The organism is Desulfovibrio sp. (assembly GCF_034006445.1).
Lineage (GTDB): Bacteria > Desulfobacterota > Desulfovibrionia > Desulfovibrionales > Desulfovibrionaceae > Desulfovibrio.
Map to the genome: position 1 here is coordinate 311,078 of NZ_JAVESS010000001.1, position 18,279 is coordinate 329,356.

The window sequence follows — 18,279 nt, forward strand, 5'->3', positions numbered from 1 at the left end:
TACCACGACGTCAGGACAGACGTGCGACAGAATCCGTGCAGAGGTCGGCCTTCATGCCGGTGTTGATTCTGGCTTTTTTCTCATTGCTGCTCTTGTATCCGCTTGGGAATATTTCTGCTTTTGCCGCCCCTCAAGTAAAGCTTGAAGCACCCGCCACAGTGGCCAGAGGCGACGCTTTCGTGGCTCTGGCTGTCAGTGAAGAACCTGTGACGGCCTTCAACTTCAAGTGGATGGGCAAGAGTTACGCCGCCACGGCCGTTGCCGCCGCGCAGGCTCCCGGCGGGCCGCAAAAATGGCAGGCCGTCATGCTGCTGCCTGTGCCTCTTGATGCCAAGGAAAATGAGTTCACACTCTCGGTGACCCCCATTGCAGGCCATGTAGGCAGCAAAAAGCCTGCTGCTGACCAGCAGGCGGCGACACTTGGCATTGGCGTGTATGATAAAGAGCGCCCGGTTCAGAAGCTCACTGTGGACAAAAAGTATGTTGATCCGCCAGCGGCGCAAATGGAGCGCATCAAGGCCGACAGGGAGCTTGTGCGCAAAACCCTTGCCGCATACTTGCCCGAACGTCTCTGGACGCTGCCTTTTGATCGGCCCGTTCCCGGTGACGTTTCGAGCCTTTTCGGCCTCAAGCGGGTATTCAACGGCCAACCGCGCGGTTTGCACCGTGGACTGGACCTGCGCGGCACAGAGGGAACGCCCATTGTGGCCTGCGCGGATGGCAGGGTGGCCCTGACGGGTGATTTGTACTTCTCGGGCAATGTGGTGTACATCAATCACGGCGAAGGGGTCTTTACGGCATACCTGCATATGTCCAAAATTCTGGTCGCAAAGGACCAGATGGTGCGCAAGGGCGAGGTCATAGGTCTTGTGGGGGCCACGGGCCGCGTCACAGGGCCACATTTGCACCTCTCGCTTCTGGTGCAGGGCGTGTCGGTGGATCCGCAGCCGCTTCTTCAGGCCCCTCGTGCCAATGGCGGGGTCGCCCCCAGAGCAGAGTAACTTTGAGAATATACATTCTCAGAGTTTAAAGCGCGCTTGTTTCGGCGTTTAACCGCGCAGCCAAACTGCGCTTACGCCTCCGTAGCAAACGTCTGCTCACGCAGCCGTCAGAGCAGTTTGAAAGGTAGATTGCTCCACTGCCGTGACCAGCCCCCACAAGCCCCTCAAAAGGGAAAGTAGACTGTATGAGCGCCAAGACCGATAATCTTTTTGAAAAAAAACTGGCCCGCCTTCAGGAAATTGTCGCCGCGCTGGAATCCGGAGACTTGCCTCTGGAAAAAGGCATGGCCCTGTATAAAGAAGGCGCGGGATGTGCGCGGTACTGTCGGCAGCAGCTCGACAAGGCGCGACACGAACTGGAGGTCTGGCAGGACGGTCAGGCCCGGCCCATGACAGGTCAGGGCGTCCAGGGAGGGGAAGCGCCCGGTTCGTACCCCGACGATGAAGCTGAAGAAGCCGAAGAAGCGTAGGAGGCTTGACAGGTGATGATGCCAGTATCCCGGATGAAGGAACTTTTGCGTGAACGTGGGCACATGGTGGAGACCTGTCTTGCGGTCGCTTTTGACGGTCGGCCCATACCGCCACGCCTCAGGGATTCGATGCAGTACAGCCTTCAGGCCGGGGGCAAGCGCCTGCGCCCCGTACTCTGCCTGAGCACTGCGGCCCTATGTGGGCTGCCCATTCAGGATGCTCTGCCTTTTGCTTCGGCCATCGAGATGGTGCACACCTATTCGCTCGTGCATGACGACCTTCCCGCCATGGACAATGATGATTTACGACGCGGCAAGCCCTCAAACCACAAGGCTTTTGACGAACCCACCGCCATTCTTGCCGGTGACGGTCTGCTTACCGATGCCTTTTTGCTGATGTGCCGCAGTCCCGTGGCTCCTCCCCGTGTTTTGCGTGCCGTGGGCGAACTGGCCCTGGCCGCTGGCTCGTCCGGCATGGTGGGCGGGCAGGAATGGGACATGATATTTACCGGCAAGGCCGAGATCTCGCTTGAGGAATTGCGCGGCATACACGCCATGAAGACAGGCGCGCTGCTTCGGGCCTCCTGCGTGTGCGGGGCCATGCTGGCCGGGGCTTCAGACGGGGATCTTGCGGCCATTGGTTCCTATGGCGCGTCCCTGGGTGTTGCCTTTCAGATAGCTGATGATATTCTTGATGTGGTGGCGGACACTGCCACGCTTGGCAAGCCTGCGGGCAGTGATGTGGCCCAGGGCAAAAAAACCTATCCCGCCTTGCTGGGACTCGATGCAAGCCGGGCGCTTGCGCAGGAGCAGGCCGAGACCGCCAAGGCTGCTTTGGCCTCCTTCAGCGGGCAGGAAGCGGAATTTTTACGTGCTTTGGCCGAATACACGGTCAACAGGGCGGCCTGATATGCTTGATGCGCAAAAAACAGCAATGCCGATCGACTTCTCTGGGAATAAGCAGGGGGTAAATGTGGCTGAAGCAGGTCATGCCGGGCGGGGTCTTTCCCATAATTCGCCGCAGGCAGAACCGCACGGTTCGCTTTTGGACAGTATTGAGCGTCCTTCGCAGTTGGGGAGCATGAGCGAAGCCCAACTGCAGCAACTGGCCGGAGAAGTGCGGCAGCGCATTATTGATGTGGTTTCGCGCAACGGCGGTCACCTCGCCCCTTCGCTGGGGGTTGTGGAACTGACACTTGCGCTCCTTTCCACGTTTAATATTGAAAAAGACAAGCTCGTGTGGGATGTGGGCCATCAGGCCTATGCGCACAAACTGCTCACGGGGCGGGCGCATCAGTTTGACACCCTGCGCACCTTCGGCGGCATTTCAGGCTTCCCGCGCATGGCCGAAAGTCCTTATGACCACTTTGGCGTCGGGCACTCCTCAACATCCATTTCCGCCGCCCTTGGCATGGCCCTGGCCCGTGACCTTTCGGGCCTCAAGCACCATGTGCTGGCCGTTATTGGCGACGGCTCACTGACTGCAGGCGAAGCTTTTGAAGGGCTTAATCTGGCCGGGCATATGGGGCGGCGACTCATTGTGGTGCTCAATGACAATGAAATGTCCATTTCACCCAATGTAGGCGCGCTTTCACTGTTTTTAAGCCGTACCATGTCCCGGCGCTGGGTGCGACAGGCCCGTAAGGAAGTGCTCAACTTCCTGCGCTCCATCCCGCGCATAGGTCAGAAACTGGCCTTGTATGCCCTGCGGGGCGAGGGGAGTTTCAAGTCGTTCTTTACGCCTGGCATGCTGTTTGAGGCTTTTCGTTTCAATTACATTGGCCCGGTTGACGGGCATGACCTCACAAGCCTGCGCCGTCATCTGCAAATGGCGGCGGCTGTCGAGGACGGCCCCGTGCTGCTGCATGTGCGCACGCAAAAAGGCAAGGGCTATGCCCCTGCGGAAAAAAATCCGACCCTCTATCATGGCGTCGGGCTGTTTACGCCTGAAACAGGCGAGCCCGTACCCTCAACGGCCAAGGTGCCGTCTTTTACCGGAATCTTCAGCAAAACGCTGATAGAACTGGCTGAAAAAGATAAAAGAATCATCGCCATTACGGCTGCCATGCCGGAAGGCACCGGCACGGACAGCTTCAGGGAGCGGTTCCCCGATCGCTTTGTGGATGTGGGCATTTGCGAGCAGCACGCTGTAACCTTTGCCGCTGGTCTTGCCAGCCAGGGGTACCGTCCGGCGTTGGCCATTTATTCCACCTTTCTTCAGCGCTCTTATGATCAGGTGGTGCACGACGTCTGTATCCAGAACCTGCCCGTTACCCTGTGCGTGGATCGTGCCGGTCTTGTGGGCGAAGACGGGGCCACACACCACGGAGCCTTTGACATCGCCTATTTGCGGCATATCCCTCAAATAAGCCTGCTGGCGCCCCGTGATGAAGATATGCTGCGCCACTGTCTTTTTACCTCGCTCAACCACGACGGCCCCTGTGCCTTGCGGTATCCCAGAGGCGCGGGTTTTGGCGTTCCCCTGGACGGGCTGCCGCGCCTGCTGACCCCCGGCAGGGGAGAGGTGCTGCAGGACGGCGAAGGCATTGCCATCATTGCAGCGGGCAGCCGCGCTCATCCCGCCCTTGAGGCTGCGGCGCAGGTTGAAGAGGCTCTTGGCTTTCGGCCTCTGGTTTTTGACCCCATATGGCTCAAACCCTTGCCGCAGGAACAGCTTGCCACCATTGCAAACCGCTTTGACCGTATTCTTTTTGTGGAAGAGGGCGTGCTGGCCGGTGGTTTTGCATCGGCTGTGCTGGAATTTTATGTGGACAAAGGGCTCATGCGTGGCCAGCGGATCAAGCGGCTGGGGCTGCCCGACAGCTTTGTGGAGCATGGCAGCCAGTTGCGCCTGCGCGAGCTTGTGGGGCTGCGCACCAAGAATATTGCTCAGGCCATCATTGATCTGGCGAAGCAGAAATAAAGGAAACGCTGATTTATCCCGTTTGGCGGCGTTGCTTCACTTTTTTTGAAACAGTCGAGGACGGAAGAGTCCACTCCTGCTTGAAAAAAGAGCGCGCCTTGCCAAACGAAACAACTGCGCGTTTCCAAGAGGCTCTTTAATCAGCGCCTCCTAAAGCAATTTTGACCTCCCTTTGCTCTGGCTGAAAATGCCGGAGTATGAACAGGATTACAGGGAAAAGAAGTCGTGAATGGCTTCTTTTCCCTTTTTTACGCGCATGCTGCTTACGATAAAGGTTTTAGGGGGTGGGGGCGTGGGGGAGGCGACCCTTTTGCAAAAGGGTCCCTCCCCCACAAAATATTTATCAGAAACGGCTAAAAGTAATACTGCCACCCTTGAGGTGCGCCACTATGCCGCCGGGCAATTGAAAGCGTGTGTTGCCGCGCCCCTGCGTAAGGGCTTCGTCCATGGCCAGCAGGGTGCTTGACCTGGCCTGGGCGGACGTTGATGGCGGCGACGCGGGCGCGCCTGTGGCGCCCATTGCCTTGTTGCCGGAGCAGACGTGTTGCAGCGCCCGCATGTATAGCCGCAGGCGGGCCGCCGGGTGCAGGGGGCGTAAGAGAGCACGGGGCAATGTCAATGCGGTAAGGGCTGACAGGCCGTCCTGTTGAACAGTCGTCGTTTCCTGCCAGGGATGGGCGGCAAGGGCGTCGTCCAGGGTCTTTTCCCAGTAGTCCCTGTCCAGGTTGGCCAATTGCCACATGTGGCCGAGGGTGCGATCCAGGGCAGGGTTTTCGACCCGCAGCAGGGGCAGGGCCTGAAGTCGTAGCCTGTTGCGCCGGTAGTCCAGGCTTTGGTTGCTGGCATCGTCACGCCAGTCAAGGTCGCAGTGCCGCAGAAGCTGTTTGAGAGCATCAGGGTCGCAGGCCAGCAGCGGCCGCAGCAGACAGCGCGCGTCGTCTCTGGCGGGCATGCCGCCAAGCGAGGGCCAGCCCGCACCACGGACAAGCCGCAGGATGATGTCCTCACTGAGATCCTGGCGGTGATGCCCCAGGGCGATAAAATGCGCGTTCCGGGCTATGCGTTCTTCTTCCAGCAGCGCGTAGCGCATGGCGCGCCCGGCTTCTTCCTCGCCCATATGGTGGCTGGCCGCAAAGCCCTTCACATCCACCGTGCGCAGGGTGCAGGGCATGCCAAGGGCCTGACAGACAGCATGCGCATGGGCCGCATCCAGTTCGGCTTCGGGGCGCAGGCCGTGGTTGATGCTCAGGGCTGAAAGGCGCAAGTCCAGGCGCGGAGCCAGAAGGGAGAGCACAAGAGCCAGCGCCGTGGAATCGGCCCCGCCTGAAACGGCCAGCACAAGGCTTGCCCCCTTTGGCAGGGCTAGCTGGCGCAGGCAGAAGCGCTCGACTTCAAGACAAAGGAGCGCGGAGGCGCGGGGAAGGCTTTGCAGGCTTGGTATCTGGTTCATGCTGTGCCCCGGTTGCGGGCCGCAACGGTCTGAGCGGGTGCGCGGCGGTGTGATTGACTTATTGCCCTGCCGGAACGGGCGGCGCAGAGCTGGTCTGACAAAGTGTGCTGCGCGAAGGTACAGATGGCGCGCGCCACACGGGAGGATTCACAGGCTCCGGTAGGGCATGAACGGTTTGGAACGACGCGCAAGCCGGTATTAGGGAAGCACTGACTAAAGAGCCTCTTGGAAACGCGCAGTTGTTTCGTTTGGCAAGGCGCGATCTTTTTTCAAGCAGGAGTGGACTCTTCGACTGTTTCAAAAAAGTGAAACAAGTCCGCCAAACGGTATACATCAGCGTTTCCTCAGGTGGTGATGCCAAGGTCTGTCAGCATCTGCTCCAACCAGGCGATCATGCTGGCGCGCAGTTCGGGGCCGGCATAATGCACGCAATCGCACCGCATGCGGTTCTTGGCTCTTACGAGCAGTTCCATACGCAGGGAGTCTTCTTCAACTTCAAGGCCAAAAACGTGCGGGCCGCAGCTTTTGACATGTTCTTTCTGAACAGGGGAAAGCATTTCCACAGGAGCGGGCAGCCAATAGAGGCCGTCCATACCGGATTCAAGCTCCATATCCTTGAGCGTGGCGGTTATCTTGGCAATTTCTTCGGGCGTGAGGTCATCAATGCCATACCAGCGCATCAGTTTTCCTCCGAATAAATACAGCCTGTTTTGTCAAGGTTGAATATGCGTCGCATAACGCTGATGCGCGGGCCATTGCCCTCCTGCGACATGCCGCCGTGTTTCAGAAACATGATGGGATCGTGATTAAGTTTGCGCACCAGGGAGCTGGCCATGGCCTCCAGTGCGTTGCGGGTGTTGTCGTCCACCGGGCCAAGGCGTTTGAGGGTCTTGGCCAGTTCTTCTTCGGCAATGGCCTGGCTTTTTTTGATGAGGTCAACAATGGTGGGCTGCATATCCAGGCTGGCGAGCCATTTTGAAAAATACGCCACTTCCTCATTGACGATTTCCGTAGCCTTGGCCGCCTCATCGCGGCGGGTGGCCAGGTTTTCTTCCACCACTTCCCTGAGATCGTCGATGTCGTAAAGATAAACATTGTCCAGGCCGTTGACGTCAGGGTCGATGTCGCGGGGTACCGCGATGTCGATGAAGAACATGGGCCTGTTTTTACGGGCCTTGAGCGCAACGCGGATGTCGCGCGCGCGGATGATGGGCTCCTGCGAACCCGTCGAGGTGATGATGATGTCCACATCAAGCAGGTAGTGGGGCATCTGCTCAAAGGGGATGGCGCGGCCATTGAACTGCTTGGCCAGTTCCTGCCCTCGGGCGTGGGTGCGGTTGGCCACAAGGATCTCGTTAATGCCCGACTGAAGCAGATGCATGGCAGCCAGTTCCGCCATTTCACCCGCGCCCACCAGCATGGCCTTGTGTTCCCGCATGTCGCCAAAGATGCGTTTGGCAAGCTCCACGGCGGCGTAGCTGATGGAAACCGCGCTGGAAGCCACCGCCGTTTCAGTACGTACCCTCTTGGCCACGGAAAAAGCCTTGTGCAGCAGCCTGTTGAGTATGACTCCGGTGGCGCGGCTTTTGACGGCCTTGCGGTAGGCGGTTTTCAGCTGGCCGAGGATCTGCGGCTCGCCAAGCACCATCGAATCCAGGCTCGACGCCACTGAAAACAGATGCCGGACGGCTTCAAGGTTTTTATGCACATAGACGTAGGGCCGGAGGTCCTCAACGTCAGTTCCTCTGGCCTTGGCCCAGCTGCACAGTATCTGTTCGGCCATGTCGCCGGTGCCAGCAGCCAGGATTTCCACACGGTTACAGGTAGAAAGTATGACGCTTTCGCTCACTGCGCCGATACATGGCAATGCCCAGTGTTCCTCATCGCAATGGTTGGCCAGGGCGAAGCGTTCGCGCACGTCCACTCCGGCGGTGCGGTGATTCAGGCCCACAAGAAAGATATCACAGTCCATAATTATGCCCGAGTCAGCGCCGGATGAATGCGTGGTGCGTTTCCATTAAGGTATTCACCACAATGATTGAAAAAAGACACAGTATAAAAATGAAAACAGCCAGCTGTGCGGGTTTGCGGCCGCGCCAGCCCTTGGTAAGCCTGTTGTTGAACAGCACGGAAAACAGCAGCCAGATAACAATGCTGATGACTTCCTTGGGATCGCCCGTCACCGTGGCTCCAAAAACAGGCTTGGCCCATATGAGGCCGGAAACGATGCCGAGCGTATACAGGGGATAGGCCACAATGGTGGCAAAGGCGTTGATTTTGTCAAGCATGGCAAGGGCGGGCATGTCCTGCCAGAAGCCCTTCATGTACTGCTTGCTCTTGATGCGGCCCTCAAGAAAAAGAAAAAGGGATCCGGCCGCAAAAGCCAGGGCCATGAGGGCAAGACTGAGAAAGAGCGAAGCTATATGCAGGGCATAAAAGGGCGCTTTGAGGTAGGGCGGCACCTGAACCACAGCCTGAAGATAGGGCGCGGACATGGCAAAGAGCATGAGCCCCAGCGGCGAGGCAAAAATAAGAGAGGCCTCCTGCTTGAACTTGCTCCAGGCGGCAAGGCCGCACAGGACCACAAACCAGGCCATAAGCTGCAGATAGGCGCCAAGGCTCAATCCGTCCGGCAATGACTTGTGAAAGCCCATGGCCAGGCCGATGGTCTGAAAAATGAAGCCAGCGGCGGCAAGGTAACAGCAGGTACGCCGCCAGAAAGGGCTGCGCGCCATCATGCCCGCAATGCCGGACACGCTTGCCAGCCCATAGAGCAGCAGGGTGACGCCGGTTGAAAACTCAGGGGAGATCATAAAGTAACTCCGCTATATGAACGTGCAATTCCGCTGGCAGTTCCGCCAGCAGGCACTGTCGGCAGCTCTCAATATCACCGGCTTCAAGCCACTGCTGAAGCGGGGAGACTGCCAAACTTCGGAACAACTGCGTATTCTGCCCTGTCTCGACGCCCAAGGCAAGAACCAGAGGACGCAACCTGCCCATAAGGGTCGCCATGCGGGCACGGGGGGCCAGCCATTGAGCCAGTTCGTCTTTCCAGCGCCTGGCCAGGGCAGGGCTTGCGCCGCCTGTGGACAGGGCCGCGGCAAGGGGAGCGCAACGGGCCACAGCAGGAACCTGAAAATTTCCTTCTTCCGGCGTGCTGGCGCAGTTGCACAGTACGCCCAGGCTGCGGCACATGGCCGCAATGCGCCGGTTTTCATCCGCATCGCCTGTGGCGGCAAACACCAGGGTTTTACCGCGTATGTCGTCCGCCGTGCAGGTTCGGCGCTCAAAGCGTACACGCTCATCCCGCAGCATATCTTGCAGGGCAGCGTCGTGCGCTGGCGGATCGTTGCGCTCCAGCACCAGAACCAATGCCGGATCGCAGGCCAGAAGGCCAGACAGTTTTCGCTGCCCGACCTGTCCCAGTCCGACCAGCAGGCAATCCAGCCCGTTGAGGCTGAGAAAGAGCGGATACATGGGAGGTTTTGGCGCGAAAGTTTCCATAGGGGGTCCGGTGTGCGTCATGCTGCAAATATACGGAATACCGTATTGTACAGAAGCTGGCGGTTTTTGCAAAGTCCCCCGCGCTTGCTTCCGTTCGCCTATTGCCGTACCTTCCCCATATTGATTGATTTTGGCTGCGGGCGCGGCAATGCCGCTGTTCACTGCAGGGGCAGCCCGGCGACAAATCGGGCGACAAATCGCAAAATCAGGAAGGGGCATGGCGACATTTTTGGTCATTCAGGCGGCACGCTTTGGCGATGTGGTGCAAACCGGGCGCTTGCTGCGCACCCTTGCGCGGCGTGGCCAGGTGCATCTGGCTGTTGATGCTGGCCTGTCTGCCCTTGCGCGCCAGATCTACCCGTTTGCCACAGTGCACGGTCTTGCTTTGCACGGCTGTCAGGAACATGAAATTCTGGAAAAAAATATCCGGGTTCTGGCAGGCTGGCGCGGCATGGAGTTCACTGCCGTATACAATTGCAATTTTTCCGGCCTGACGGCGGCTCTGTGCCGTATGTTCGCGCCAGAGACTGTTGTGGGCTACAGGCCTGCTGCCGAAGGCATATGGCGCTCCCCGTGGGCCAGGATGGCCTTTAAGTTGAGCGGCCAGCGCGTGCTTTCATCGCTGAATCTTGTGGATTTTTGGGGCCATTTCGCCCATGACCCTTTGCCGCCAGCCGAGGTTAATCCCGTGGCCGCCCCTGGCGGGCAGGGGATAGGCGTGGTGCTGGCCGGACGCGAATCCCGCCGTTCTTTGCCTGCGCCCCTGCTGGCTGACGTGGTGCGCACGGCTTTTTCCTCCATGGGTGGGCCAAAAGTGCGCCTGCTTGGCTCCAGTGCGGAAAAAAACGTGGCGCGCAAACTGCAACGGCTGTTGCCGTCCAAGATGCTCGACAGGGTGGAAGACCTCAGCGGCAAAACCGACTGGCCGGGCCTTGTTGACGCGGTCAGCGGGCTGGACGCCCTGATAACGCCGGATACGGGCAGCATGCACCTGGCCGCGCGCCTTGGCGTGCCTGTTCTGGCCTTTTTTCTGTCTTCAGCCTTTGCGCATGAAACAGGGCCGTACGGGCCGGGGCATTTTGTCTGGCAGGCCGAACGGCATTGCGCCCCGTGTCTGGAATCGGCCCCATGCCCATATGACACGGCCTGTCTTGAGCCTTTTCGCAGTCAGGCCCTGCTGCGCTCCTTGACGCTGGCCCTGACCGAAGGAACGGAACGGGCGACTTTGCCCGAAGGTTTGCAGCTGTGGCGCAGCCGCGTGGATTCTCTTGGCACAGTGCTGCATCTTGTGGCCGGGACCGACAGGCATGCGGCCAGACGTGCACAGGTGCGGGAATTTCTGGCCTCATATCTGAATGTGCCCTTTGTGTCGTCAGCAGACGACGCTGAGGGCATGACTATTTCTGGGGAGGCCAATTCTGGTCATGCCTGGCTGTTTGACGAATGGTTGTGCCGTGATACGGATTGGATGCTGCCGCCCGGCAGATACTGCTGATGTGGAGAATATGTTCATGACCTTTGCCCCTCTGAGAATTCTTGTGGTTTTGCCGATGTATGGCGGTTCCTTGCCCATAGGCAGGTACTGCGCACGCGCCCTGGAAGAGATGGGGCACAGCGTGCGGACTTTCGAGGCTCCACTCATGTATCCGGCTTTTACGGGACTGCAGGGGCTTGAGCTGCCTCCGGCCCAGACCGCGCAACTGGAGAATTCCTTTCTTCAGGTTGTGGCCCAGGCCATATGGGCGCAGGTGCAGGCGCAGGAGCCGCATCTGGTTCTGGCCATGGCCCAGGCTCCCATGGGGCGCAGCCTTCTCCAGCGCTTGCGGCGGGCAGGGGTGCGCACGGCCATGTGGTTTGTCGAAGACCATGAGATTTTTCAATACTGGCGCGCCTACGCCCCCCTGTATGATGCCTTTGGCGTTATCCAGAAGCAGCCTTTCCTTGATATGCTGGCCGAGACAGGTCAGACCAACGCGCTCTATCTGCCCATGGCCGCGCATCCGGATTTTCATAAGCCAGTGGCTCTCAGCCCTGAAGAACAGCGGGAGTATGGCGCGGATATCGGGTTTTTGGGTGCTGGCTATCCCAATCGGCGGTTGGCCTTCAGGCCCTTGCTGGGCCGCAATTTCAAAATCTGGGGTTCTGACTGGGAAGGCGAAAATCTGCTGGCCGCGCATGTGCAGCGAGGCGGCGCACGCATCGGGGAAGAGGAAAGCGTAAAAATCTATAATGCCACCAAGGTGAACCTCAATCTGCATTCCAGCCTGCATACCACAGAGCTTGTAAGTCAGGGCGATTTTGTCAATCCGCGCACCTTCGAACTGGCAGCCATGAACGCTTTTCAGCTTGTGGACCAACGCAGTTTGCTGGCTGACCTTTTTGCCCCCGATGAACTGGCGACCTTTTCCACCACTGAAGAGCTGTATGCCAAGCTTGACTATTTTCTCGCGCATCCCGAAGCGCGGAGCGCATATGCCGCAAGGGCGCAACAACGGGTGTTGCGTGAGCACACCTATCAGCAGCGCATGCAGCGCCTGCTGGATTATATGGCCGAGCGTCTTGGCCCCTGGGCCGATGGCGGGAACGGAGCACACGCGCACGAAAACGCGGACGGGCAAAATGCCGCATCCGGCTCCCCGGAGCTGCCATTGCCCAAGGGATTGACGCCGGAACTGTCGGCGGAACTGAACTCTGCCATGGCCAGCACAGTGGAGCGCCTGGGGCTTGGCCCCCATGCGGATTTTGACCATGTTGCCGCAGCACTGAGAGCACGATCCGGCGTGCTTGATGAAATCGAAACCTGCTTGCTGTTCCTGGACGAATGGCGCAAGCAGTACGCAAAATAAGTAATTATGGTTTGAAATGTTTGTGGGGGAGGGATGCTTTGTAGTGGAGAAAGGCCCTGTGAGGGAGGGATATTTTGTAGGGGAGAAAGGCTCTGTGGGGGAGGGACCCTTTTGCAAAAGGGTCTCCTCCCCCACGCCCCCACCCCCTAAAACTCTTGGTATGATGTATCTGACTCAAAAGTTGCTGCTCTGGCCTTCACACAAAAAAACCCGCGCAAGGCGGGTTTTTTTGTGTGAAAGCAGAAAAGGCTGTGTGGTGTCACGCCGTGCTGCAAAACCGTCCCCGTTATTGGCCAGAACCAGCCATGTCCGGTGAGGGCCAGTCAGACCCGGTCAGAAAAGGTGAGAACCGGGCGCGGGCGTGGCAACAGGCGTCAGCTATTCGGGGCTTTTTTGCGGAGCGGGTTGGGGTTTTGCCTGTTGGTCCGCTTCGGGCGCAGTTTGTGGTGCTGTTTGCGGCGAGGGTGGCAATTCTCTTTCCTCCAGAGGGGCGATAATCATTTCCTGGAGCGTCCGGGGTGCTGGAGATGACAGGCTTGTGGCCTGAGAATAATAGGGCAGCATGAAGGCCACGGCCATGATCAGGGCCACCAGCAGGGTGAACTTGTGGCGCATGGGCGCGGCGCTGCGGGCCACAACTGTCCACAGGATCAGGGGAACAAGCCACACCAGCACCTTGGCGCTTTCGCGCAGGGCATTTTCAGTGGTGAAAACGCCGCCCTGCCATGCCTGCTGTATTTCAGCCACTGTCGAAGCAAGAAAGATCAGCCAGAAGACGGCCCAGGCATTGCGGGCCCATACGGCGCACCAGGGCACCATGGTATTGTAGTGGTCGCGTCCGAAATCGTCGCGCTGGCGGCGCAGGGTCAGCCACATGGCGCCGCTGGCTGCCGCCATGGCCAGAATCAGGGGCAGGGTCCAGTATAAGGAGCGCCAGAAAGGCGAAAGCCAGCCGGGAAAGAAAATGTCGCCCAGGGTAATGGAGGTGGCGTCAGGGCTGGTATAGGCGTTTATCATGCGGGCGGAACTCAGGGCGACAACCACGGCGATGCAGCCTTGCACGCTGCTGATCATGCCCATGACCACATGCAGGATCGGAACCTTCACAAGAAATTTCCATAAGGCGAAGTAAAGGCTGCTGACCAGTACGGCAATCCCCAGCATAATCCAGCTCAGTTCCACCATGAAGTCGGGCAGGGAGTCGGGGGTGTAGGAACCCTGAGCGAAAAACAGCCATACGCGCCCTGCCACCAGCAGAACCCAGCCCAGAACCATTGCCAGTTGGGCCAGTTGGCGCGCGCATTTATCATAGGAGGAGCGCTTGCGGGTTATGGACAATATCCGTGCAGTGGCCGATATGAAGCCAAGTCCCGCAAAGGCCAGCAAGGCGGCCAGAGCCAGGGTTACGCACAGGGAATCAAGGCCTGTCTGCATAAAGGGGCAGGTCTGCATCCATTGACGCGGCAGCTCCATCCATGCGGATAGCTGAACCAATACATCCTGAAGAAAGTTCATCGGGCGCCGCCTGTGGCAGGGCGTGGCTTCAGAACAGAAACACTCATGGTTGCTCCTTATAATCTTGCGCTGGCTTGGGAAAGTACGCTATGGTCGATAAAATGCGTTCAAGCCTGTATTTGCCTTAAAAAAGCCGGGGCCGCAAGGGTTCTTGATATATGCCCGGGCTTGGGGCAAAATTATTGCGGGAGACGTTATGAATAAACTTTTTGCTGTACCTCTGGCTTGCGTGCTTTTGTCCACGGGTTGCGCTTCAACAGCGCAACTGCGCCATGTGGAAGGTAAAGAAACGGCCAACCAGAAGACCCTGCGCGAAACCGATCAGCGTTTGAATGCTCTGGAGCAGAGCGTGGCCACTCTGGACAGCCAGGTGGCCCAGCTCAAAAACAGAACATTTGAAGTGCGCACCCGTGGCGGCCAGAAGACCAGCATGACTGTCGTTCCCATCCTGCCACCTGCCCCGGTGAAGCCGGTGCCGTCGGCGGCAGCGGGCGCATCGTCGGACTCCCCTGGCGCGACAGGCGCGGCCCCGGCCTCTGAACCGGCTGGCCAACGTCCGCCGGATGTGGCGCTGGGACATAACGGCCCCTCGGTCGTGACTGCTCCGCCAGTCGCAGCCCCGGCGGCCCAGGCAGCCCCGCCAGTCACAGTCCCGCCAGTCGCAGCTTCGGCAGGATCTTCCGGCGCAGCCCCCCTGGCGGCAGAACCAGCGCCTTCTTCCGCAAAGACGAGTGAAAAAACGCCCGCCGCCAAGGGCAAGGAAACACCGCCCGCCGCCGTTGCGCCTGAAACTGCCAGCGGCCCCAAGGGGCGGGTTATCGATCCTGCGGCTCCGCCACGTTCTTTTCCCCAGGACTCCACCTCTACTTCGGTGACTGCAAATGGAGCCGTCGCCAGCCCTGCCGTCGCCAGCCCTGCCGCTGCCAGTCCTGCCGCTGCCAATCCTTCTCAGGGTAAGGCCGCCACGGCTGGCCCTCATGGGCAGGTCGGCACATCAAATAAAACTTCTCAGCCTGCCAGTGGGGCGGGAACGCCTAGTGTGGGCCTGCCGCCTGTGGCAGCCCCGGAACCCGTGGTGCCGCCTGCTGTCAGTCCGACAAATTTTGCAAGCCAAGGGACGAATCAGCCCACCGTGCCCGCCAGCCCCGCCAGCTCTGGCAAGGGCGCTCCGGCAGGTGGCAATGCGGCAGTTCCCGTGCCCTCCTTGCCACCTTCAGAGCTAGCTTTGCCGCCGGAATATCCCGGCCTGCCCCCTGTGGAAGCAGCAGGTGCTGCCACGCCAACGGTCACATCCGCTCCCGCAGTACGGGCGGCTGCTCCTGCTGCCCAGACTGCTCCGACGGCCCCGGCAAAATCTTCGCCTTCTGCCGCTGCCGCGCCCCAAGCCGCCACACAGCAAGTCGCCAAGCCTGCGAAGAATGAAAAAGCTGCCTATGATGCGGCCCTTAAATTCATGACGTCCGGGCGCTCTGCCGAGGGCATAACCCGGTTCGAAGGCTTCCTTCAGGAATACCCGCAGGGCGTGTATGCGGCCAATGCCGAATACTGGATTGGCGAGGGTTTGTATGCGCAGGGCAACTATCAGGAAGCGCTGAACCAGTTCCGCAAGGTTGACGCATCCTATCCGCAGCACCACAAAAATGCCGATGCCCTGCTTAAAACCGGCATGTGCCTGAGCCGTCTTGGCGACAAGACGGCGGCCGCCGAGGCATACAAACAGTTGCTGGCGCGCTTCCCCAACTCCGAGGCCGCCCGGATCGCCCGGTCACGCGGACTGGCCCGCTAGTCATGTCCCAAGGGCTGTCCTGGGCCGAAATGGGCGAAGAGGCCCGTACCGAATACTGGGCCAGCCTGGCTCTGCGGCACTGCACCGGGCTTGGGGCCCGATCATGCGCGCGGCTTTTGCGTACGTTCGGTTCAGCCTACGCCGCGGTACAGTCCCGGCAGCGCTGGCGTGAAGCAGGGCTTACCCAGAAGCAGTCGGCCGAAATGGCCACCGGCTCATGGCGCGTTACGGCTCGGCAGGAGTGGGACAGCGTGCGCGACATTGACGCCGCTATCCTGTTATGGACAGACCCCCTGTACCCGGCCCCGCTGCGGCAACTGCCGGACGCTCCCGTATTGCTGTACTGCCAGGGAGAAATGTCGCTCTTGCAGGCTCCGGCTTTTGCCATCGTGGGTTCGCGTCGATCTACGGAACACGGCAGAACCGTGGCGGCCCATATGGCCCGGTGTCTGTCGTCCTGCGGGGTGACTATTGTATCGGGTATGGCGCTGGGCATTGACAGGGTGGCCCATGAGGCAGCTCTGGCCCGCATCGGACGCAGTATTGGCGTACTCGGCACAGGCATTGACGTCATGTACCCACGGGGAAACAGGGGCGTTTTTGACGCCATGCGGGAGCATGGTCTGCTGATTTCAGAATTTATGCCCGGGGCGCTGCCCTTGCCCGAACATTTCCCTGTGCGCAACCGAATTATCAGCGGTCTTGCCCTTGGCGTTCTGGTGGTGGAAGCCGCCAGCCGTTCCGGCAGCCTCATTACAGCCCGCCTGGCACTGGAGCAAAACCGTGAGGTTTACGCAGTGCCCGGCCCGGCGCTGGATTCGCACTGCCTGGGCTGTCAGGATCTGGTACGGCAGGGTGCGCGCCCTGTGTTCAGCGCCGAGGACGTGTTGCGCGATCTGGCGGATCAGCTTCGGCCGTATGGCATCAGTCAGGCAAGCCTGAGCGAAGAGGAAAAATCCGTGCAGGATCAGGATGACGGCGCTGACCAGGCCGTGATCAAAAGAGAGGCCGTGATCAAAAGAGAGATCGCGGGCACGGGCGAGGCCGCCACGGACAGTCGCCGCGTGCGCACAGACGTAAGTACACAGAAGGACGAAGCCATAAAGGCTGACGACCAGCCTTTACAGCAGGATCTGCCCCCGTTGGACGCCGCCGAACAGCTTGCGCCCTCGGAGCGCAGGGCGCTTCTGCTGGACTGCCTGCGCCAGAAAGGCCCCATGCAGGCTGATGATCTGGCCTGCACCCTTGCCATGCCGGTGTCAGAGATGAATGCCATGCTTGTGGGGCTTGAGATGCTTGGGCAGGTGCGCAGACTGCCGGGAGCCCGGTATGAGGCCGGAGTATGACGGTAAAGAACGCAAAAAACACCAAGGGCGCGCACCGTGCCAGTGCTGTGCCTGTTCAGGGGCAAATGACGCTCCCTGCTGAAGGCGGGGCCACGGGTCAGCCAGGGGGCCCTTCGGCGGCAGGGCGGGGCAGGCCCGCCGGGCGAACTGCGCGCAACGCGGCAGCCACAGTGAAAAAGGCAAAAACGTCAGGCATGGATGCGTCTCGTGTGGATGCGTCTGGCATGAATGCGTCTGGCGCGGATGTGTCCGGAGTGGATACGGGTGACAAGGATACAGGCAAGGATGTGTCCGGCGTGGATGCAGGTGGTGCAAAGGCCGCCGTGGTTGACCGCAGCCCACTTTTTATTGAGGCATTTCTGACCTGGATGGCTGTGCAAAAAGGGGCCTCCGAGGCAACGCAAAAAGCCTATGCGGTTGATCTTGGACAACTGGCGGAGTTTTTGCGCGGCCAGGGGGTCAGCCTGGGGCAGCCACAAACCGTGACGCGCCGCCATATCCAGTCTTTTCTGGCCTGGCTGTTTCGCAAGGGGGACGCCAAAAGCTCCATGGCGCGCAAACTGGCGGCAGCACGATCTTTCTTTCGGTTTCAGCAGCGGGGTGGTAGAGTCACGGAAAACGTGGCCGCACTGGTGCGTAATCCCCGCCAGGAAAAACGTCACCCACGCACACTCAATGTGGATGAAACTTTTGCCCTGCTGGACAGTACCAAGGGGCCGGCTGGCGGTGGCGGGCCTGTTTCCGGCAGTGCGGAAGAAGAGCGAATTCTATGCCGCGACCTGGCTCTGGCTGAACTGCTGTACGGCTCAGGGTTGCGCATATCCGAAGCTCTGGGCCTGGATGTGGACGACGTACAACTGAGTTCGCGTGTGTTGCGTATCATGGGCAAGGGCTCAAATGAAAGGCTTGCGCCGCTTTCGGACACGTCACACGAAAGCCTGAAGCGCTGGCTTGAAGAGCGCCCGCTGTTGGCGCTGCCGGAAGAACCGGCAGTGTTTGTGGGCACGCGGGGGGGCCGTCTTAACAGGAGGGAAGCCGCGCGTATTGTGGAACGCCTGTGTCAGCGCGCGGGACTGACCTTTACCGTGTCGCCGCACAGTTTGCGTCACTCCTTTGCCACCCATCTGCTGGAGGCTGGGGCAGACCTGCGCAGTGTTCAGGAATTGCTTGGACATCAGCGCCTTACGACAACACAGCGGTATACGCAGGTGAGCCTGGAAAGCCTGATGCAAACCTATGACCATGCGCATCCAAGGGCCTTGAAAAAATAAAAAAATCACGAGCTTATTTTTTAACTGTAAATCAAGCGTGTTATGAAAAAAACTTTGTGCCTCGTGGTGTGCCGTAGTCAGGAAAATTTCCATGAGGCGCTTGGCAGGGGCAGTACTTTGTGCTAAAGAGTACAAATCGGTCAAATTGAACCGCATACCTGAACCAT

15 protein-coding genes are annotated in these 18,279 nt (G+C 59.5%); 9 read left to right on the plus strand and 6 right to left on the minus strand.

The features are described 5' to 3' along the window. The first annotated feature begins 53 nt into the window (after positions 1-53). The 4 genes from RBR41_RS01300 (at position 54) to dxs (ending at position 4,394) form a co-directional block, all read left to right on the plus strand. A complete protein-coding gene (locus RBR41_RS01300; RefSeq protein WP_320350370.1) occupies positions 54-1,001 on the plus strand; it encodes a M23 family metallopeptidase in 948 nt (315 codons plus the stop codon). A 185-nt stretch (positions 1,002-1,186) separates the two neighbouring features. Next, the gene (gene xseB / locus RBR41_RS01305; RefSeq protein WP_320350371.1) at positions 1,187-1,471 is read left to right on the plus strand and encodes an exodeoxyribonuclease VII small subunit; all 285 of its coding nucleotides are present in this window, start codon (positions 1,187-1,189) and stop codon (positions 1,469-1,471) included. A gap of 15 nt (positions 1,472-1,486) precedes the next feature. Further along, positions 1,487-2,380 carry a farnesyl diphosphate synthase gene (locus RBR41_RS01310; protein WP_320350373.1) on the plus strand — a complete coding sequence of 298 codons (894 nt, stop codon included), beginning with the start codon at positions 1,487-1,489 and terminating at the stop codon, positions 2,378-2,380. 25 nt (positions 2,381-2,405) lie between these two features. Beyond that, on the plus strand, positions 2,406-4,394 hold the full coding sequence (dxs, locus tag RBR41_RS01315; protein WP_413785121.1) for a 1-deoxy-D-xylulose-5-phosphate synthase: 1,989 nt from the start codon (positions 2,406-2,408) through the stop codon (positions 4,392-4,394). A gap of 343 nt (positions 4,395-4,737) precedes the next feature. Here the strand turns inward: dxs and tilS are convergent, their stop codons facing one another. From tilS to RBR41_RS01340, 5 genes are all read right to left on the minus strand, one after another. After that, positions 4,738-5,844: a tRNA lysidine(34) synthetase TilS gene (tilS, locus tag RBR41_RS01320; RefSeq protein ID WP_320350374.1), complete on the minus strand. Its 1,107-nt coding sequence runs from the start codon at positions 5,842-5,844 to the stop codon at positions 4,738-4,740. Positions 5,845-6,188: 344 nt separating this feature from the next. Continuing rightward, on the minus strand, positions 6,189-6,524 hold the full coding sequence (locus RBR41_RS01325; RefSeq protein WP_179979304.1) for a hypothetical protein: 336 nt from the start codon (positions 6,522-6,524) through the stop codon (positions 6,189-6,191). Next, the gene (gene hemA / locus RBR41_RS01330) at positions 6,524-7,816 is read right to left on the minus strand and encodes a glutamyl-tRNA reductase (RefSeq protein ID WP_320350377.1); all 1,293 of its coding nucleotides are present in this window, start codon (positions 7,814-7,816) and stop codon (positions 6,524-6,526) included. The genes RBR41_RS01325 and hemA overlap by 1 nt, the downstream gene beginning before the upstream one ends. Before the next feature lie 13 nt (positions 7,817-7,829). Continuing rightward, a complete protein-coding gene (locus tag RBR41_RS01335; RefSeq protein WP_320350378.1) occupies positions 7,830-8,657 on the minus strand; it encodes an inner membrane protein YpjD in 828 nt (275 codons plus the stop codon). Further along, positions 8,644-9,348 (minus strand): bifunctional precorrin-2 dehydrogenase/sirohydrochlorin ferrochelatase, encoded by a 705-nt coding sequence (locus RBR41_RS01340; RefSeq protein WP_320350379.1) that lies wholly within the window; start codon positions 9,346-9,348, stop codon positions 8,644-8,646. The genes RBR41_RS01335 and RBR41_RS01340 overlap by 14 nt, the downstream gene beginning before the upstream one ends. A gap of 217 nt (positions 9,349-9,565) precedes the next feature. Between RBR41_RS01340 and RBR41_RS01345 the strand changes: the two genes are divergently transcribed. Together RBR41_RS01345 and RBR41_RS01350 are read left to right on the plus strand one after the other, a co-directional pair. After that, positions 9,566-10,843 carry a glycosyltransferase family 9 protein gene (locus RBR41_RS01345; RefSeq protein ID WP_320350380.1) on the plus strand — a complete coding sequence of 426 codons (1,278 nt, stop codon included), beginning with the start codon at positions 9,566-9,568 and terminating at the stop codon, positions 10,841-10,843. Positions 10,844-10,859: 16 nt separating this feature from the next. Further along, entirely contained in the window at positions 10,860-12,194 is a 1,335-nt protein-coding gene (locus RBR41_RS01350) for a glycosyltransferase (protein ID WP_320350382.1), read from the plus strand. A gap of 378 nt (positions 12,195-12,572) precedes the next feature. Here the strand turns inward: RBR41_RS01350 and RBR41_RS01355 are convergent, their stop codons facing one another. Beyond that, on the minus strand, positions 12,573-13,709 hold the full coding sequence (locus tag RBR41_RS01355; protein ID WP_320350384.1) for a hypothetical protein: 1,137 nt from the start codon (positions 13,707-13,709) through the stop codon (positions 12,573-12,575). 196 nt (positions 13,710-13,905) lie between these two features. On the opposite strand from RBR41_RS01355, the gene ybgF reads away from it, so the two are divergent. The 3 genes from ybgF to RBR41_RS01370 all read left to right on the plus strand — a co-directional run bounded on the left by ybgF (position 13,906) and on the right by RBR41_RS01370 (position 18,112). Further along, positions 13,906-15,495 (plus strand): tol-pal system protein YbgF, encoded by a 1,590-nt coding sequence (ybgF, locus tag RBR41_RS01360; RefSeq protein ID WP_320350386.1) that lies wholly within the window; start codon positions 13,906-13,908, stop codon positions 15,493-15,495. 2 nt (positions 15,496-15,497) lie between these two features. After that, entirely contained in the window at positions 15,498-16,841 is a 1,344-nt protein-coding gene (gene dprA / locus RBR41_RS01365; RefSeq protein ID WP_320350388.1) for a DNA-processing protein DprA, read from the plus strand. Between the two features lie 287 nt (positions 16,842-17,128). Beyond that, a complete protein-coding gene (locus tag RBR41_RS01370) occupies positions 17,129-18,112 on the plus strand; it encodes a tyrosine recombinase XerC (protein ID WP_413785122.1) in 984 nt (327 codons plus the stop codon). The last annotated feature ends 167 nt before the right edge of the window (positions 18,113-18,279 follow it).

Excerpts from the sequence above, each read along its gene's own strand:
- tilS (WP_320350374.1), bottom strand. The coding sequence starts at position 5,844 with ATGAACCAGATACCAAGCCTGCAAAGCCTTCCCCGCGCCTCCGCGCTC.
- ybgF (WP_320350386.1), top strand. The coding sequence starts at position 13,906 with ATGAATAAACTTTTTGCTGTACCTCTGGCTTGCGTGCTTTTGTCCACG.
- RBR41_RS01325 (WP_179979304.1), bottom strand. The coding sequence starts at position 6,524 with ATGCGCTGGTATGGCATTGATGACCTCACGCCCGAAGAAATTGCCAAG.
- RBR41_RS01300 (WP_320350370.1), top strand. The coding sequence starts at position 54 with ATGCCGGTGTTGATTCTGGCTTTTTTCTCATTGCTGCTCTTGTATCCG.
- dxs (WP_413785121.1), top strand. The coding sequence starts at position 2,406 with ATGCCGATCGACTTCTCTGGGAATAAGCAGGGGGTAAATGTGGCTGAA.
- RBR41_RS01350 (WP_320350382.1), top strand. The coding sequence starts at position 10,860 with ATGACCTTTGCCCCTCTGAGAATTCTTGTGGTTTTGCCGATGTATGGC.
- dprA (WP_320350388.1), top strand. The coding sequence starts at position 15,498 with ATGTCCCAAGGGCTGTCCTGGGCCGAAATGGGCGAAGAGGCCCGTACC.
- xseB (WP_320350371.1), top strand. The coding sequence starts at position 1,187 with ATGAGCGCCAAGACCGATAATCTTTTTGAAAAAAAACTGGCCCGCCTT.
- RBR41_RS01345 (WP_320350380.1), top strand. The coding sequence starts at position 9,566 with ATGGCGACATTTTTGGTCATTCAGGCGGCACGCTTTGGCGATGTGGTG.
- RBR41_RS01340 (WP_320350379.1), bottom strand. The coding sequence starts at position 9,348 with ATGGAAACTTTCGCGCCAAAACCTCCCATGTATCCGCTCTTTCTCAGC.
- hemA (WP_320350377.1), bottom strand. The coding sequence starts at position 7,816 with ATGGACTGTGATATCTTTCTTGTGGGCCTGAATCACCGCACCGCCGGA.
- RBR41_RS01355 (WP_320350384.1), bottom strand. The coding sequence starts at position 13,709 with ATGAACTTTCTTCAGGATGTATTGGTTCAGCTATCCGCATGGATGGAG.
- RBR41_RS01310 (WP_320350373.1), top strand. The coding sequence starts at position 1,487 with ATGATGCCAGTATCCCGGATGAAGGAACTTTTGCGTGAACGTGGGCAC.
- RBR41_RS01335 (WP_320350378.1), bottom strand. The coding sequence starts at position 8,657 with ATGATCTCCCCTGAGTTTTCAACCGGCGTCACCCTGCTGCTCTATGGG.